Below are 16895 nucleotides of genomic sequence, written 5' to 3' on the forward strand. Positions count from 1 at the left end.
GCATTTTTGAACTGTTTTGCAAGCCTAAACCGGACGCCCGCCCTGATGGCACCGTTGCACTCTTGCCGGTCAAAGAGCCCGCCGACCGCGATACGGGCAGCCGGCGGGCAAGGTTCTGCGCTGAAAAAGGACCGATGATCGCGCAGGAACCGGTCTGAATCTGTCAGACAGCAAGCGCTCCCAAAGTGGCGATGAAGACAAAAAGCCCTGCGACGGGGATCAATAGCCATCTGGCCTGGAAAACGCTGTTGTCCATGACGGAACCTCCTGAAAAACCTCCAGGATCAACGGCACCTTATCAGCGCAGTTCCTCTATTTCATCCCTCTTTGGACCTTTGCCCAGCCACGTCAGACCAAAGGCCCAAAAACGATCGGGCCGAAGTCCCTGCCCCGCCCGACTGAAGCCCAAAGCCCGGAACGAGCCGTGGCAGTCAGAGTTCCAAGCTGTGAGTGCGGCCCACCCACGGGTTCGCAGGCGAACCAGAAAATGCCAGAAAAATGGAGGAAACATCATGATACCATCAATGAAACACGCGCTCGCGATTGCGCTTCTGGCCGGATCAACGCTTTCGATCGTGCCGGCGGTCGCACAAAGTCAGGCACCGGCGGCCGGTCAGGACGGCGGCAATTCGGCCGCTCCGATACTGCCACGCAAAATCGTGCCGGGTTCGGATGGTTCATCCGGTGCCAAGCAGGGTCAGCCGCAGCAGGATATGGGCGCCACGACACAACAGCCACAGGGTTCGGCCGGCGGCAACACCCACGCCCAAGCCCAGGCCGGCGACCAGCAGCGCCTGAAGCCGAAGGGCGATAGCGCAGCTCAGGAAAAATCGGCCGATCCGACGAAGGCACAGGCTACCCAGCCGCGCGCCAACGACAACACGGCACAGCAGAAACCTACCGGCCAGAGCGACAGTTCCACGACCGCAAATTCCGGTTCGAGCTCGGGAACGGACGCCCCTAAACCGGCAACCGATGACACTGCCCGCCAGAACAACGGCACACAGCAGCCCGGCTCAAACCAGGCCGCTACCGATAAACCTTCCAACGAGGTCACCGGTAGCATCAACATCTCGGCCGAACAGAGGACGGAAGTGCGCAAGATCCTCGTCCAGAACAAGGTCGAGCCGGTCAATGTGGATGTCGAGGTCAATGTCGGGGTCGCCATTCCGACGACGGTGGAACTGCATCCGTTGCCGCCGCGCATCGTCGAGATCGTGCCTGCCTATCGCGGCTACGAATATTTCGTGCTTGCGGACGGGCGGATCATCATCGTCGAGCCTTCGAGCCACAAGATCGTCTACATCCTGGTCGGCTGAGCGCTGAACGCAGGAGGAAACCATGAGTGACCGGGAACCGACAGTGATCCATACGGGCGGTAGCGGCGGCTGGGCCGCCGTCGTCCTCCTGATCGCCGCCATCGCAGGCGGGCTCTTCCTCTTCGAAGGGGGTTACCTCGGAAACCGTGACGTCGGCATCAATGTGACCCTGCCGAAGATCGAGGCGCCGGCGCCCGTCACGCGATAGACGGCCTCGATCGCATTCCAAGGGCGCGGTGCCAACCAACACACCGCCCCATAACACCCAGCCCGATAACACCTAGAAGGAGAACCATGATGAAGACCAAGATCCTCGTTCTTTCCGCCGCAATGCTGGGCGTCCTCGCCCCTGTCGCCTCGGCCCAGCAAGGTACCGTCAATGGTGCCGCCGGCGGTGCTGTCACCGGCGCGATCATCGGAGGTCCGGTCGGTGCAGCCGTTGGCGGCGTCGCGGGCGCGGTTGCCGGGACCGCCATCGACCCGCCGCCGGAGCGCGTCGTTACCTATGTTGAAAAGGCCCCTGCCCCGACATCGCCCGTCGTCATCAAGCAGAAGATCGTCGTCGGCAAGCCCATCCCGGAGACCGTGGTGCTGACCCCGGTTCCGGACAGCCCGAAATACGCCTATGCGGTGGTGAACGAACAGCGCGTGATCGTCGACCCACAGACCCGCACAGTCGTCCAGATCGTCCGCTAAATCCCAACCAGCGCCGATAACGGTTCGGGGAGAGACGGATCCCGTCTCTCCCCGATCTGCGTCAAAAATTACAGCCGGACAGCCTGCCGCGCTCACTGCGTCGTGTCGTCATCACCCATGCCATCGACGTCCGAAAGGCGGACAAATTCGACGCCGCGTCGTTTCAGGGCAATGAGCGCGCGAGCTACGCCCTCGCCGGCCGCATGGGTTGGCTGGTTGATATGCGCCAGCACGACATCGCCGTCCTTGGCGGCGGCGATGCGTTTTTCGGCGACGTCGGCACCGAGCAGGGAGCCACCGTCGCCGTTCAGCGAATACCCGGCGACCCGATACCCCATATCGCGGATCTGGCGGATGGCGGACGGATCATATTTGGCGGTCGAGCCGCGGAACCAGCGCGGCGCGGCCAAACCTGCCGCCAGCATGGCATCGGCGCCGCCTGACACTTCTTGGCGAACGGCTTCCGGCGACCCGGCAGCGGCGATGCCGTAGATCAGGACCGGCACATCGACCGCCGGCACATGGTTCTGGCCGTGGTTTTGCAATTCGAACAGATCGAGATTCTGCAGAAAGATTGCGACCGATTGCGGGTTCTTTTTCAGCCAGCGGGCGGTGACGAAAATGGTCGCGGGAATGCGTTCCCGGACCAGCGTCGATAATATGCGCTGGTCAGCCTGACCCATGCAGGCATCGAAGGTCAGCGCGACCCGGGGGCGAACGGCATTGCCCGAACGTGCGACATGCAGATGCGGCTCGACCAGTTTCGGAGCCAGTGCTGCACTCGCATTGGCGGGCCGGCTGACCGGCGGGCGGGCGGGCGGATTTTCAGCACCCGCCGCCAGAGGCAGCAATATCAGAAATGTGGAAAACAGGGCGCGTCGCATGGCATACCGATATCGAGAAGGCCTCTTTTTATCGCCAAAGCCTTAAAGACGCCATGCGACGGAATATCCCGGCAGCAAAAAAGGCCGGAGGGGCCGGCCTTTTTCGCGGAAATATATTCGGCTTTAGCAGTTCGTGGCCTGGCCGTTGGTGTTCGTGCCAGCCTGGCCCGAGGGAACCGATGCGGTGCCGGTCGGGTCGGGCGTGGTGGCCGAACCCCGGGTCTGAAGGTTCGGAGCGCAGTTGGTGCGCGTGTCCTTCGTGCCAGCCGCATTGCCCATGGCACCGCCGCTCGTGCTGTTGGTGGCGCTGGGGTCAATCTTCTTCTGGCTGTCGCTCTTATCGCTCGCCGATGTTCCGCTAGGACTTGCATTCCCCGTGCCGCTGGTCTGGGCAAGCGCCCCGCCGGCCGCCAGGCCGAGGGAAAAGAGCGATACGGTAATAAGCTTGAAAGTCATGGGATTTCCTCCGCTAGACCACCGGCAGAACCGGTGGATTGGGTTTGCCCGCCCAGGGTCAAACCCAGAAAGGCCGAGGATGTTCCACGGATATCTGTGTCGATCGGGACGCTAGAAGCGTGCCGAAGCCAGCCTGCTCTGCAGCGACTTGAGGTCTTCGGCCTTGCGGGAAGCCAGACCCTTCTCCCAGGAAATCGCGGTCTCGACGATGAGATCGAGATCGTCATGGCGCGGGCTCCAGTCAAGCAGGCGGCGTGCGAGCGTCGAATTGGCGACCACGCTTGCCGCATCGCCGGGTCGGCGCGGTCCGTAGCGGATCTCGAACTTGCGGCCGCCGACCCGCATCACCGCATCCAGAACCTCCAGGACCGAATAACCGCGGCCATAGCCGCAATTGGCGATCAGAGGCTCGCCGCCGCGACGCAGGTAGCTCAAGGCCTTCAGATGGGCGCTCACCAGGTCGGTGACATGGATATAGTCGCGGATGCCGGTGCCGTCCGGTGTCGCATAATCGGTTCCGTAGACGTCGACCCCACGGCGTTTGCCGAGTTCGGCCTCGCAGGCGATCTTGATGAGATGGGTGGCGCCTTCGGTCGATAGTCCCGTGCGGCCGAGCGGATCGGCACCGGCAACGTTGAAATAGCGCAGCGCCACGAAACGGAAATCGTGCGCCGCGGCGGCATCGCGCAGCATCATCTCCGACATCAGCTTCGATTGACCATAGGGGTTCTTCGGATGCAGGTCGGCGTTTTCGAAGACGGGAGTGTCGTCTTTCTGGTCTCCATAGACGGCAGCCGTCGAAGAGAAGACAAAGTGGCGAATGCCGGCGGCGATCGCGGCTGCGGCAAGCAGCCGGGTATTGCCGGTGTTGTTCTCGTAATAATCCAGTGGGTTGGCGACCGATTGCGGCACCACGATCGAGCCTGCAAAATGCAGGATCGCATCGATGTTGTTTTCCGCGAATATCTGCGCGAGAATCGCGCGGTCCCCGACGTCGCCCAGATAGAAGCGCGCCTCAGCCGGCACGGCCCAGCGGAAACCGGTCGATAGCCGGTCGAGAACGACAACTTCCTCGCCGGCGTCGAGCAAAGCCCAGGCCATGTGGCTGCCGATGTAACCCGCGCCGCCTGTCACCAGAACTGCCATGTCTATACTTCCCTGCTTTCTTATCGTTGGCAGGACAAAAACATGGGCAGTCTTCAACAATGCTTACCCGACGCTGGTCGCGCCGGGTTTATCTGGACCCAAGGCAAATAGGCTCTTGAGCAAATCGCTCGAATTTTACCGAATGCGTCCCGAATCGGGTCAGAGACGCTTGATATAATCGGAGAGGCGGCCAGCGGCCTCTTCGATCTGCTTCGGATCGCGCAGGAAGCAGGCGCGCAGGAAAAGCTCGCCGCCCTTGCCGAAAGCCGAGCCGGGCGCCAGCGCCACGCCGATCTTGTCGACGATATCGAGCGCCGCGCTACGGCTGTCGGTGATGCCATCGACCTTGACGAAGGCGTAAAGCGCGCCATCCGGTTTCAGGGTTTCGACCCGATTGGTGGCGATCAGCGCATCGCAGAGGATATCGCGGGCCTGGGTGGCCCGGGCGATATTCGCATTGACGAAATCGTCGCCCTGATTAAGCGCCACGACGGCGCCGCGCTGCAGGAACTGCGCCACGCCGGAATTCGAATACTGCACCAGGTTTTCGATCACCTGTCCCATTTCCGGCGGAGCGACGATCCAGCCGACCCGCCAGCCGGTCATCGACCAGTTCTTGGAGAAGGAATTGGCGAAGATGATCCGGTCGCCTTCCTCCATGATGTCGAGGAAGGACGGAGCGCGGGCAGCACCACCGTAATAATAACGGGCATAGATCTCGTCGGCGATGATCCAGATGCCGTGCTTGCGGGCGAGCGCCAGGATGTTCTTGAGGTCTTCGAGCGTTGCGGTCCAGCCAGTCGGGTTGGCGGGCGTGTTGATGAACAGACCCCTGGTCTTCGGCGTGATCTTTGCTTCCAGCTTGGCGAGATCGAGCGACCAGCGGCCGCCGACGAAATCGAGCGGCAGGCCGACCGAATGGGCGCCGGAGATCTCGATCGCCGAGATGATGTTCGGCCAGGTCGGCGACAGGTAGATCAACTCGTCGCCCGGCGAGGTCACGGCCTGAACCGCCAGCATGATCGCATGCATGCCGGATCCTGTGACGTAAAAATGCTCGACCGGCAGCGAGACGGAGAAATGCCGCGTGTAATAATCCGACAGCGCCTGGCGCAGTTCGGGAATGCCGCGCTGCCAGGTGTAGAAGGTCTCGCCGCCGAGCAGGGCGTCGGTTGCGGCGCGGTTGATGAAATCCGGGCTCGGCAGATCGCCTTCACCGGCCCAGAGCGGGATCAATCCCTCCCGCCCGCGGGCGTAAGTGATGACCTCGACGATGCCGCTTTCGGGCGCCGCGACGGCGCGGGGGCTGAGACTGGAGATGATCGACATGGAATTCCCTTGGCTTGTTTCCCACTTCTTTAGCGCAGGAAGCCCAAGGAATCCCATGATAATCCGTGACGCGGAGATCGATTCCGATGATGAATCGTCGCGGCGTGATCAAAAGATCACTTTGCTTTCAGAATGTCGCGGATTTCGCTGAGCAGCTGGATATCGGCCGGCGGCGGCGCGGGTGTTTCGTCGGCCGACTTCTTTTCATCGGCGAGACGCATCTTGTTCACGGCCTTCACCATCAGGAAGATGATGAAGGCGAGGATCAGGAAATTGATGAGGACGGTGATGAAATTGCCGTAGGCAAAGACCGCGCCCTGTTCGCGGGCAGCAGCGAGCGACGGCGCCGTGACGGCGCTCGACAGCGGCAGGAAGTAGTTCGAGAAATCGAAGCCGCCGCCGGTGACCGCGCCGACGATCGGCATGACGATATCATCGACCAGCGATTTTACGATACCGGTGAAGGCGGCGCCGATGATGATACCGACCGCGAGATCGACGACATTGCCCTTGGCAATAAAGGAACGGAATTCGCTGATCATTGACATGGCCAATTTCCCCCTGGCGTTTCAGACTGAACGATATCCAACATAGCGTTTTCGGCGCGGCTGAAAAGATGCGTCGCAAACCCTAAATCCGACCGTCTATTGGACTTTTTGCCGAGAGGCCTCCTGATTTCCAAGCGATTGCTTTTCCCCTAATGTTCGAGCTGCCGCAATTCCCTGCGGGGAGGACCGATGCTTCCAGGCTGGATCATTTTTGTTTCGGCTTTCGCCTATGTGCTGCTGCTGTTTGCGGTAGCGAGCTACGGCGACAGGCGGAGCCGTGTCTTCGGCGTGTCGAAGAACGGAAGGCCGATCGTCTATGCGCTCAGCCTTGCGATCTACTGCACCTCCTGGACCTATTTCGGCGGCGTCGGGCTCGCCTCGCAGAAGGGCCTGGAATTCACCGGCATCTATATCGGTCCGATCCTCGCCTTCACGCTCGGCATGCCGATCATCCGGCGCATCGTCGAACTCGCCAAGGCCGAGAAGCTGACCTCCGTCGCGGATTTCATCGCCGCCCGCTACGGCAAGAATTCCACCGTGGCGATGATCGTCGCGATCATCGCGCTGGTCGGCGCCATCCCCTACATCGCGCTGCAGCTGAAGGCGGTGTCGAGCTCGGTGGCCGCCATGGTCAACCCGTCGGATTACGGCATCGGCAGCGGCAATCTCTATTTCATCGACCTGGCGCTGATCGTCACGCTGATGATGGCCTGTTTCGCGGTCATCTTCGGCACCCGCCATACGGATGCGACGGAGCATCAGGACGGACTGATCCTCGCGGTCGCGATGGAATCGGTGGTCAAGCTGCTCGCCTTTGCGACGGTCGGCTTTTCGGTGTTCTTCATTCTGTTCGACGGGCCGTCCGATCTGCTCGCCAAGGCATCCGAAAACATGCTTGTCGGTTCCGCACTCGCCTACGAGACGCCGATCAGCCGCTGGCTGGTCCTGATCGGTCTGTCGGCGTTTGCGATCATCATGCTGCCGCGGCAGTTCCACGTCACGGTGGTGGAGAACCGCACGACAAAGGAGCGCAAGGTGGCGAGCGCGCTGCTGCCGCTCTACCTCATCGCCATCAATATCTTCGTCTTGCCGGTTGCCATGGCCGGGTTGATCACCTTCGGCGGCACCGGCGACGCCGATCTCTACGTGCTGACGCTGCCGCTTGCCGGCGAACTGAAGGTCGTTTCGCTGATCGCCTTCATCGGCGGCTTTTCCGCCGCCACCGCCATGGTGATCGTCGAATCCGTGGCGCTTTCGATCATGGTGTCGAACGACATCATCATTCCGATCTTCCTGAGACAACGGCTGATGGCCGCCCGCTCCGGCCAGCGCTCCGACTTTACCCGCACGCTGCTGCACATCCGCCGCGTCGCGATCTTCGGCGTTCTCATCCTCGGCTATGCCTATTACCGCATGGCCGACAGCCAGTCCGGGCTTGCCTCCATCGGCTTGCTCGCCTTCGCGGCGATCGCGCAGGTGGCTCCTGCCCTCCTCGGCGGCCTCGCCTGGCGCCGCGCCAATGCCCGCGGCGCGATCCTCGGCATGTCCTTCGGCTTCCTTGCCTGGGCCTACCTGCTGTTCGTGCCGAGCCTCGGCGGGCCGGACAATTCCCATGTGGCGACCGCTGTCCTCAATTTCCTGTTCCCCGGCACCGGCATATTCTCCGGACCACTGACGGACCCGCTGGTCAACGCGACGATCTTCAGCCTGACGCTCAACATGCTCGCCTTCGTGCTCGGTTCGCTGTCGCGCAATCCGCGTCCGGTCGAGCGCATCCAGGCCGGCATCTTCGTCAAAAGGCACCTGCGTTCGCAATTTGCCACGCGCGGCTGGAAGACCCGCGTCGGCGTCGGCGATTTGAAAGCAGCAATCGCCCGTTATCTCGGCGAGGAACGCATGCAGCGCTCCTTCTCCAATTACGAGAGGACCGCCGGCCGCAAGTTCAACGACGATCAGCCCGCCGACATGGCGATGATCCATTTCTCCGAACAGCTGCTCGGCAGCGCGATCGGCTCGTCTTCCGCCCGGCTTGTGCTGTCGCTGATCCTGCAGAAGGCGGAGGACACCAATTCCGACACCGCCTGGCTGCTCGACCAGGCGAGCGAGGCGCTGCAATATAACCAGGACATGCTGCAGACCGCATTGTCGCAGATGGACCAGGGCATCGCCGTCTTCGACAGTTCCGAACGCCTGACCATCTGGAACCGGCGCTTCCGCAACCTGCTCGACCTGCCCGAGCAGGTCGGCCAGGTCGGCTTTCCGCTTGCCGACATGGTCGCCATCCTCTCGGAACGGGGCGATCTCGCGGCCTCGGATCAGGCGGAGGTGATCCGCCAGTTCCAGACGCTCGACGCTCCGTTCTCGCTGGTGCTGAACGGCGGCGAGCGGATCATCGAAGTGCGCTCCAATGCCATGCCGGACAAGGGCATCGTCGCGACTTTCACCGACATTTCCGAGCGCGTCGCCGCCGACCAGGCGCTGAAACAGGCAAACGAGACGCTGGAACAGAGGGTCGGCGAGCGAACCGCCGAACTCACGCGGGTCAACAAGGAGCTTGCCGAGGCGCAAGCCTCCGCCGACGAGGCCAATATCGGCAAGACCCGGTTCTTTGCCGCCGCCGGACACGACATCCTGCAGCCGCTCAATGCCGCCCGGCTTTATTCCTCGGCGCTGGTCGAGCGGCTCGGGGCGTCCGACAACAACGGTTCGCTGGTCCGCAATATCGATTCGGCGCTGGAATCCGTCGAGGCGATCCTCGGCGCCGTTCTCGACATTTCGAGGCTCGATACAGGCGCCATGAAGCCGCGTTTCACCACCGTGCCGCTCGAGGACCTCTTGAAGCGCATCGAGACCGACTATGCCCCGATGGCCCGCGAAAAAGACCTGGAATTCGTGGTCATGCCGACCTCGCTGAAGGTGCGCTCGGACGCCAACCTGCTGCGGCGGCTGGTGCAGAACCTCGTCTCCAACGCGATCAAATATACGATCGACGGCAAGGTGCTGATCGGCGCGCGCCGGCGGGGCGACCAGGTGATTATCGAAGTGCTCGATTCTGGCATCGGCATCCCGCCGTCGAAATTCCGCACCGTGTTCAAGGAATTCGCCCGGCTGGACGAGGGTGCGAAGACCGCGGCGGGCCTCGGGCTCGGCCTGTCGATCGTCGACCGCATCTCACGGGTGCTCAACCACCCGGTCCAGCTTGCCTCGACGCCCGGCCGCGGCACGACCTTCCGGGTGCAGGTGCCCATGGACCTGACCGCCTCGCAGACGATGCGCGCCGCCGACCAGGTCGAGCGCCGCAAGCGCTCCCAGCCGCTGAACGGGCTCAGGGTGCTCTGCATCGACAACGAGCCGCAGATCCTTGAGGGGATGGCGCTCTTGATCACCGGCTGGGGCTGCACCGTCGGTCAGGCGGCTTCGCTTGCCGCCCTCGACGACATCGTCGATCGCCGCGAACCGCCGCCGGAAATCATCATCGCCGACTATCATCTCAACGACGGCAACGGCATCGAGGCGGTTCTCAAGCTCCGCCAGAAATACCAGGCGGATATCCCGGCGCTGATCATTACCGCCGACCGCACGCCCGAGGTGCGCGCCGAAGCGGAGCGCCACGACATCAGCGTGCAGCACAAGCCGGTGAAGCCCGCCGCCATGCGGGCCTACCTCACGCAGGTTGCAGGCCTCAAGCGCGTCGCAGCCGAATAGTGTGAACCTCACCCAACCTGGCGTTCATCGCGGAGTCATCACGCACAGTTTACGGTAGATCAGGTCTAAACGCCCGAATAGGGCTGGAACTGTCCGGCTTTTTGCCGCGTTTAGCCGCGTACATCCTGGCCCGCAGAGGCCTTACGGACCGAAGGGCGAAAGCTATCGGAACCGGCAGAGACGGAGACGGCGACCGATGAAACGCTTTGATATTATTGATGGTATGCGAGGATATTTCCTCGTTTTCATGGTGCTCAACCACCTGATCTTCGCCGGCGGCTATCTTCTGGTGAAGATCAACCACAATCAGCTCGCCTTCGTCGAGGACGCCCAGGGCTTCGTTTTCCTGTCCGGCCTGCTGATCGGCATGGTCTATGCCAAGAAGATGCTGAAAAACGGCTATGCGGCCGGCCGCACGGCCATCTACAACCGTGCCTTCGAGCTTTATCGTTATGCGATGGGCATCGTGCTGGTTGTGCTGGCCGCGCAGATGCTTTTGCCCGGCGCCTATTCCATCTGGTTCAACTGGCTGGGTTACACGACCTTCGACGACCCGCTGCGCCTCGCCGCGATCGCCACCTTCCTCTACCAGCCGACCTTCATGGATATCCTGCCGCAGTATATCGTCTACATGCTCTTCGCGCCGATGCTGGTGAAGCTCGTGCTGGAGGACAAGTGGCACTACGTGGTGGCCGGTTCGGTCATCCTGTGGATGGCGGCCCAGCTCGGCCTGCAGCAGATCGCCACGACGCCGCTCAACGATCTGGTCATGGGCGCTGACGACCAGGGCATCCGCGTGTCGTTCAACCTGCTCGGCTGGCAGGTCGTGTTCTACTCGGGCCTCGTGCTCGGCGCGCTGACCTCGGCCGGCAAGATCAAGTGGAGCAATATCCTGTCGCCGGACAATACCTTCATCCCGAAGGTGGCGCTGCTGATGGTTCTGTTCTTCCTGCCGCTGCGCCTGATCACCGCGCATGAGCTGATGCCGCCGCACATGATTGGCAAGTTCGCCTCGATGGAAATCCGCGCCGATTTCGGGCCAGTCTACCTCCTGAACTTCGCCGCCGTCGCGACGCTGGTCACCTGGCTGATCGTCGCCGGCCCGAAACATAAGGACGAATGGGTGCGCCGCATCGCCGGCGCCATCACCTGGGTGTTCTCGATCAAGTACCTGCAGCTGCTCGGCCGCCACTCGCTCTACGTCTATGTGTGGCACGTCGCGATCGTCTACTTCGTCTATTATTTCGACGGACGGACGCCGGAGCTCAACGAGTTCACCAAGACTGCGATTGCGCTGGTCTCGATCATGCTTCTATCGCTGCCGGCCCTGTGGCGCGAACGCGACAAGCTGTTCGGCACGGCGGAACCGACCCCGGTCAAGGTGCAGCAGCCGGCAAAGCCCGGCGCACCGCAGCAGATGGTCATCCGGTAAGACGATGTAAGGTCAATTCAAAAACAAGGGCAGCGGCTCAGGCCGCTGCCCTTTGAATTTCAACACGTTGCAACATTCCCTGTCGTCATCCTCGGGCTTGACCCGAGGATCCAGCATCCGTACCGCAGCCCGTGGATCCTCGGGTCAAGCCCGAGGATGACGGAGAGGGCGTTTTCAAGTGACCGCCCCGACCTGCCACGGCACGAATTCGTTGTCGCCGTAGTCGTAGATCTCGCTCAACGTCTTCTTGCCCGAGGCTACCGCAATCACATCCTCGAAAATCCGGAGTCCCGCCTGCTCGATCGTCTCCTCGCCGGTGACGATGCCGCCGCAGTTCAGGTCCATGTCTTCCTTCATGTGCTCGTACATTTCGGAATTGGTGGCGATCTTGATGCAGGGCGACGGCTTGAAGCCTGAAACTGAGCCGCGGCCGGTGGTGAAACAGATGACGTTGCAGCCCCCCGCCACCTGCCCCGTCACGGCGACCGGATCGTAGCCGGGCGTATCCATGAACACGAACCCCGGCTCTGTGACGGTCTCGGCGAACTCGTAGACGGCCTTCAAGGGCATCGAGCCCCCCTTGGCGACCGCGCCGAGCGACTTTTCCAGGATGGTGGTCAGGCCACCTAGCTTGTTGCCATGGGACGGGTTGTTGTTGAGCTCGTCGCCGTTACGGGCGGTATAATCTCGCCACCAGTCGATCCGCTGCAGCAGTTTTTTCGCCACGTCCGGCGTGACCGCGCGGCGGGTGAGCAGATGTTCGGCGCCGTAAATCTCCGGCGTTTCGGAGAGCACAGTGGTGCCACCGTTGCGGACGATCAGGTCCGACGCATAGCCGAGCGCCGGATTGGCGGAAATGCCGGAATAACCATCCGAACCACCGCATTCGAGCGCCAGTTTCAGTTTGGAGAGAGGCTGCGGGGTGCGCGTCGCGGCATTTACACCGGGCAGCATCTCCTTGATGATGGCAATCGCCGCATCGATGGTCTTGCGGGTGCCGCCATACTGCTGGATGTTCATGGTCCGCAGGCGGTCGCCCTCTTCCATACGGTAATGCTCGAGGATCGGGGCGATCTGGTTGGTCTCGCAGCCGAGCCCGATCATCAGGATGCCGCCGAAATTCGGATGCCGGGCATAACCCTGGATGGTACGGATCAGCAGCCGGTAGCCTTCCGACTTGTTGTTGAGCGCGCAACCGCCGCCATGGGTAAGCGCCACAACGCCATCGATATTGTCGAACCCTTCCAGCCCGCCCAGCCGGTTGAAATAATCGGCGATGTAGCGGGAGACCGTGGCGGAACAGTTCACCGACGAGATGACACCGATATAGTTGCGGGTGCCGGCACCGCCGGCGCCGCGATCAAACCCCATGAAGGTGCGCCGCTCGGCTTCCGGCAGCATGCCCTTTTCCTCGATATCGACGCTGAACTGGTGCTCGTGCTCGGAGGGCAGCATGGCGAGGTTATGCAGATGCACATGGCTGCCCGGCGCGATGTCCTCGGTCGCGATACCGATTACCTGGCCGTATTTCTTCACCTCACCGCCGTTCGGGATCGCCCTCAGCGCCACCTTGTGGCCGCGGCCGATCAACTCGCGGGCCGTAAGATCGCCGTAGCCGGTCGGTCCGCCAGCCCGCATCGGCTGCCTTGCAACGCCGACGTCGTCAATCGGGTTCAAGATGATGATGGGTGAAGTCGCAAGATCCATTTTTTTGTTTCCTCCCGAAACAGCCACAGGAATATCACCGTGTCTCGTGGTTCATCCAGCGTTGTTTCGATTCCTCCAGATGTGCATGCATCATCGCCTGGGCCAGAAGCGGATTGCGCGTCTCCAGCGCCGTATAGATCGCCTCGTGTTCGGCCAAAGCAGCCCCCCAGGTCTGCGGGGTTTCGAACCGCACCCGGATCTGCGCAGACATCGGGCTGTGGCGCTCGTCGAACAGGTCGCCGACGATATGCGCCAGCACCGAATTACCGGACTGGCTGGCGATGGTCAGGTGGAAAAGCCGGTCGAGATCCAGCGCCTTGCGCCCTTCGGCGATCTCCGTGCGCATCTGGTCGAGCGTCTGGCGCAGCGATCGCAACGTCTCCGGCGTGATCCTTGCTGCCGCGAGCAGAATGACCGCTCCTTCGACGGCAGCTCTTGCCTGCATCAGTTCGAGCGGGCTTTCGCCCATGGAGCCGCTTTGCCATGGCCGACGGTCCGGCTCGGCCGTCACATAAATGCCCGACCCCATTCGGATTTCCACGCTCCCGTCGATTTCGAGCGCGATCAACGCTTCACGCAAGGACGGGCGCGAGACACCAAGCTGCTGGGCAAGCTCCCGCTCGGCCGGCAGGCGCGTACCCGCCGGAAACTGACCGCCCTGGATCAGCACCCGGATCTGATCGGCTATCTGCTGATACAGCCGCCGCGGTTCTGCCGTCTTGATGGATCCGTTCATGAATTCGCCGTCCTGATAATGTGGCCTTACCATATCAGTAGGCGTGCGGAGAGCAATAAGCAAATTTTCAGCTTTTGATTTTTAACGACTTTTTCCAGTTCTACGCCTTCCTTCTTTTGCCTTTCTCAAGTCTGTGGCGGCCTTGTGAAAAATTGGCTTGACCACTTCCGTCCTCAGGTTTACCCATTATCGACGCCGGAGGGAGGAGCCGCCGGCGAAAGGGCCTGACCGGCCCGGGGAGGAAAATGTGGAAAATCGGCCAGTCGAGCTTGGGCAGACTATGCATGGCGCCGCCGTGTTGCCGGCCCGCGTCTCGCCGGCTTCGACGACCCAGCCATTGCTCCGCCTCGACAATATCAGCAAGGACTTCCCGGGCGTCAAAGCGCTTGCCAACGTCCATTTCGACCTCCGCCCCGGCGAGGTTCATGCCGTCTGCGGCGAGAACGGCGCCGGCAAGTCGACGCTGATGAAGATCGTCAGCGGCGTCTACCAGCCGAGCGCCGGCACGATCACCTACAAGGGCGAGGAACGGCATTTCTCCTCGACTCGGGAATCGGAAGCGGCCGGCATCGCCATCATCCACCAGGAACTCAATCTCGTGCCGCACCTCACGGTCGCCGAGAACATCTATCTCGCCCGCGAGCCTCGGCGTGGTTTCCTGGGAGGAAGTTTTCTCGTCGACCGGAAGAAGCTGCGGGCCGATGCCAAGCGCTGCCTCGATCGGCTCGGGGTCGACATCAGCCCGGATCGTCCGGTGCGGGGCTTGTCCGTCGCGCAGTGCCAGATGGTCGAGATCGCCAAGGCGCTGTCGCTGGACGCCGAAGTGCTGATCATGGACGAGCCGACCTCGTCGCTCACCGAGCAGGAGACGGGAAAGCTGTTCAAGGTCATCCGCGACCTGAAGGCGTCGGGCGTCGGCATCGTCTATATCTCGCACCGGCTCGACGAAATGGCCGAGATCGTCGACCGGGTCACCGTGCTGCGCGACGGCCGCTATATCTCCACCGACGATTTTGCCGCCACCAGCGTCGATGCGATCGTTTCGAGAATGGTCGGTCGTTCGCTGGAAGAGAAGTTTCCGGAACGGACCTCGGTTCCGAGCGACGAGATCATCTTCAGCGCCGAGGGCCTTTCCCGCACGGGCGTCTTCCGCGACGTCTCATTCACGCTCCGCCGCGGCGAGATCCTCGGCTTTGCCGGCCTGATGGGCGCCGGACGCACGGAAGTGGCGCGCGCCATCTTCGGCGCCGATCCGCTCGACGCGGGCACAGTCGCCCTGCACGGCCGGACACTCGACATAAGCTCGCCGCGCGACGCGATCGCTGCCGGCATCGCCTATCTGTCCGAAGACCGGAAGGCGCAGGGGCTGGCGGTCAAGATGACGGTCGATGCGAACATGACACTCGCCAACATGGAGGCGGTCTCCAATCGCTTTGGCGTCATCGACTTCGCCAAGCATGCGAAGGCCACCAAGCAATATATCGATCTGCTCAACATCCGTACGCCCTCGATCAAGCAGCCGGTTCGCCTCCTCTCGGGCGGCAACCAGCAGAAGATCATCATCGGCAAGTGGCTGTTCCGCAAATCGAAGCTGCTGTTCTTCGACGAGCCGACCCGCGGCATCGATGTCGGCGCCAAGCTCGCCATCTACCGGATCATGGACGAGCTTGCGGCAAGCGGCATCGGCGTCGTGCTGATCAGTTCCGAGCTTCCGGAAATTCTCGGCATGACCGACCGCGTCGCGGTCTTCCACCAGGGCCGCATCACCGGCGTGCTGGAAACTGCGAAAACAGACCAGGAAGAGATCATGCGATACGCCTCCGGCTACGCTCGGTCGGCAGGATGAGGGCATAACATGGCTGAGATCACCGAAGTTGCAAAACAGAAGAGCGGCGCGCTCAGCGACCGCCAGAAGGACATCATCCAGAAATTCGCGGCGCTCGGCAGCCTTTTCGTGCTGATCGGCGTCTTCTCGGCAACGAGCAGCGCCTTCTTCACCATCGACAACGGCATGACGGTGGCATTGCAGGTGACCTCGATCGCCTTTCTCGGCATCGGCGCCACCTGCGTCATCATCACCGGCGGCATCGACCTGTCGGTCGGCTCGGTGCTGGCGCTATCCGGGGTGATCGCGGCGCTGGCGGTCAAGGATTTCGGAATGCCCGTCTGGCTCGGCATGATCTGCGGCATTCTCACCGGCTCGGCCTGCGGTTTCATCAACGGCATTCTCGTCACCAGGATGAAGCTGCCGCCGTTCATCGCCACGCTCGGCATGATGATGATCGCCCGCGGCGTGGCGCTGCAGATCACCGGGGCGCGGGCCGTCTCGGGGCTTGGCGAATCCTTCGGCGAGCTCGGCAACGGCTCGCTCTTCCGGGTCGTCAACATCGGCGACGACGGTTTCCCGACCATCGTTTTCCCGGGCATCCCCTACCCGGTCATCCTGATGATCGTGATCGCGATCGCCGTCTCCTACATGCTCAACCGCTCGGTGCTCGGCCGGCATATCTATGCGGTCGGCTCGAACGCCGATGCCGCCCGGCTTTCCGGCGTCAACGTCACCCGCATCGTCAGCTTCACCTATGTCCTCTCCGGCACGCTGGCAGGCCTGACCGGCTGTGTGCTGATGTCGCGCCTCGTCACCGCCCAGCCGAACGAGGGCGTGATGTACGAGCTCGACGCGATCGCCAGCGCCGTCATCGGCGGCACCTCGCTGATCGGTGGCGTCGGCACCATTTCCGGAACCGCGATCGGCGCCTTCGTGATCGGCATCCTTCGCAACGGCCTCAACATGAACGGCGTCTCCGCCTTCACCCAGCAGATCATCATCGGCCTCGTCATCCTGGTCACCGTATGGATCGACCAGTTGCGCAACCGCCGCTGAGATAAGGGCACGCGGACCTTTACCCGCGAGACTTCAAGGGAGTGAGGAGCTCC

14 protein-coding genes are annotated in these 16895 nt (G+C 62.3%); 7 read left to right on the forward strand and 7 right to left on the reverse strand.

Annotated elements, in window-relative coordinates:
- Positions 1-512 precede the first annotated feature (512 nt).
- The 3 genes from J2857_RS23495 to J2857_RS23505 all read left to right on the forward strand — a co-directional run bounded on the left by J2857_RS23495 (position 513) and on the right by J2857_RS23505 (position 2015).
- Positions 513-1319: a DUF1236 domain-containing protein gene (locus J2857_RS23495; protein ID WP_210012532.1), complete on the forward strand. Its 807-nt coding sequence runs from the start codon at positions 513-515 to the stop codon at positions 1317-1319.
- Between the two features lie 22 nt (positions 1320-1341).
- Positions 1342-1527 carry a hypothetical protein gene (locus J2857_RS23500; protein ID WP_210012533.1) on the forward strand — a complete coding sequence of 62 codons (186 nt, stop codon included), beginning with the start codon at positions 1342-1344 and terminating at the stop codon, positions 1525-1527.
- Between the two features lie 89 nt (positions 1528-1616).
- Positions 1617-2015, forward strand: coding sequence for a DUF1236 domain-containing protein (locus J2857_RS23505; protein WP_210013021.1), 399 nt, complete (start codon positions 1617-1619; stop codon positions 2013-2015).
- A 92-nt stretch (positions 2016-2107) separates the two neighbouring features.
- On the opposite strand, the gene J2857_RS23510 is transcribed toward J2857_RS23505, so the two are convergent.
- The 5 genes from J2857_RS23510 to mscL form a co-directional block, all read right to left on the reverse strand.
- Positions 2108-2899, reverse strand: a complete 792-nt coding sequence (locus tag J2857_RS23510) for a polysaccharide deacetylase family protein (protein WP_210012534.1) — start codon at positions 2897-2899, stop codon at positions 2108-2110.
- 123 nt (positions 2900-3022) lie between these two features.
- Entirely contained in the window at positions 3023-3355 is a 333-nt protein-coding gene (locus J2857_RS23515) for a hypothetical protein (protein ID WP_210012535.1), read from the reverse strand.
- Positions 3356-3466: 111 nt separating this feature from the next.
- Entirely contained in the window at positions 3467-4501 is a 1035-nt protein-coding gene (gene galE, locus J2857_RS23520) for a UDP-glucose 4-epimerase GalE (protein ID WP_210012536.1), read from the reverse strand.
- A 159-nt stretch (positions 4502-4660) separates the two neighbouring features.
- Positions 4661-5830 carry a pyridoxal phosphate-dependent aminotransferase gene (locus J2857_RS23525; protein ID WP_210012537.1) on the reverse strand — a complete coding sequence of 390 codons (1170 nt, stop codon included), beginning with the start codon at positions 5828-5830 and terminating at the stop codon, positions 4661-4663.
- 116 nt (positions 5831-5946) lie between these two features.
- A complete protein-coding gene (gene mscL, locus J2857_RS23530; protein WP_210013022.1) occupies positions 5947-6372 on the reverse strand; it encodes a large conductance mechanosensitive channel protein MscL in 426 nt (141 codons plus the stop codon).
- A 195-nt stretch (positions 6373-6567) separates the two neighbouring features.
- Between mscL and J2857_RS23535 the strand changes: the two genes are divergently transcribed.
- Positions 6568-10083, forward strand: a complete 3516-nt coding sequence (locus J2857_RS23535) for a hybrid sensor histidine kinase/response regulator (protein WP_210012538.1) — start codon at positions 6568-6570, stop codon at positions 10081-10083.
- A gap of 196 nt (positions 10084-10279) precedes the next feature.
- A complete protein-coding gene (locus tag J2857_RS23540; RefSeq protein ID WP_210012539.1) occupies positions 10280-11515 on the forward strand; it encodes an OpgC family protein in 1236 nt (411 codons plus the stop codon).
- A gap of 174 nt (positions 11516-11689) precedes the next feature.
- On the opposite strand, the gene J2857_RS23545 is transcribed toward J2857_RS23540, so the two are convergent.
- Positions 11690-13222: a UxaA family hydrolase gene (locus J2857_RS23545; protein ID WP_210012540.1), complete on the reverse strand. Its 1533-nt coding sequence runs from the start codon at positions 13220-13222 to the stop codon at positions 11690-11692.
- A 34-nt stretch (positions 13223-13256) separates the two neighbouring features.
- Positions 13257-13958 carry a FadR/GntR family transcriptional regulator gene (locus tag J2857_RS23550; RefSeq protein WP_210012541.1) on the reverse strand — a complete coding sequence of 234 codons (702 nt, stop codon included), beginning with the start codon at positions 13956-13958 and terminating at the stop codon, positions 13257-13259.
- 280 nt (positions 13959-14238) lie between these two features.
- Here J2857_RS23550 and J2857_RS23555 point away from each other — a divergent pair, with 280 nt between their 5' ends.
- Together J2857_RS23555 and J2857_RS23560 are read left to right on the forward strand one after the other, a co-directional pair.
- Entirely contained in the window at positions 14239-15804 is a 1566-nt protein-coding gene (locus J2857_RS23555) for a sugar ABC transporter ATP-binding protein (protein ID WP_210013023.1), read from the forward strand.
- A gap of 9 nt (positions 15805-15813) precedes the next feature.
- Positions 15814-16842: an ABC transporter permease gene (locus J2857_RS23560; protein ID WP_210012542.1), complete on the forward strand. Its 1029-nt coding sequence runs from the start codon at positions 15814-15816 to the stop codon at positions 16840-16842.
- Positions 16843-16895: the final 53 nt, after the last annotated feature.

This window comes from Neorhizobium galegae, assembly GCF_017877055.1.
GTDB lineage: Bacteria > Pseudomonadota > Alphaproteobacteria > Rhizobiales > Rhizobiaceae > Neorhizobium > Neorhizobium galegae_D.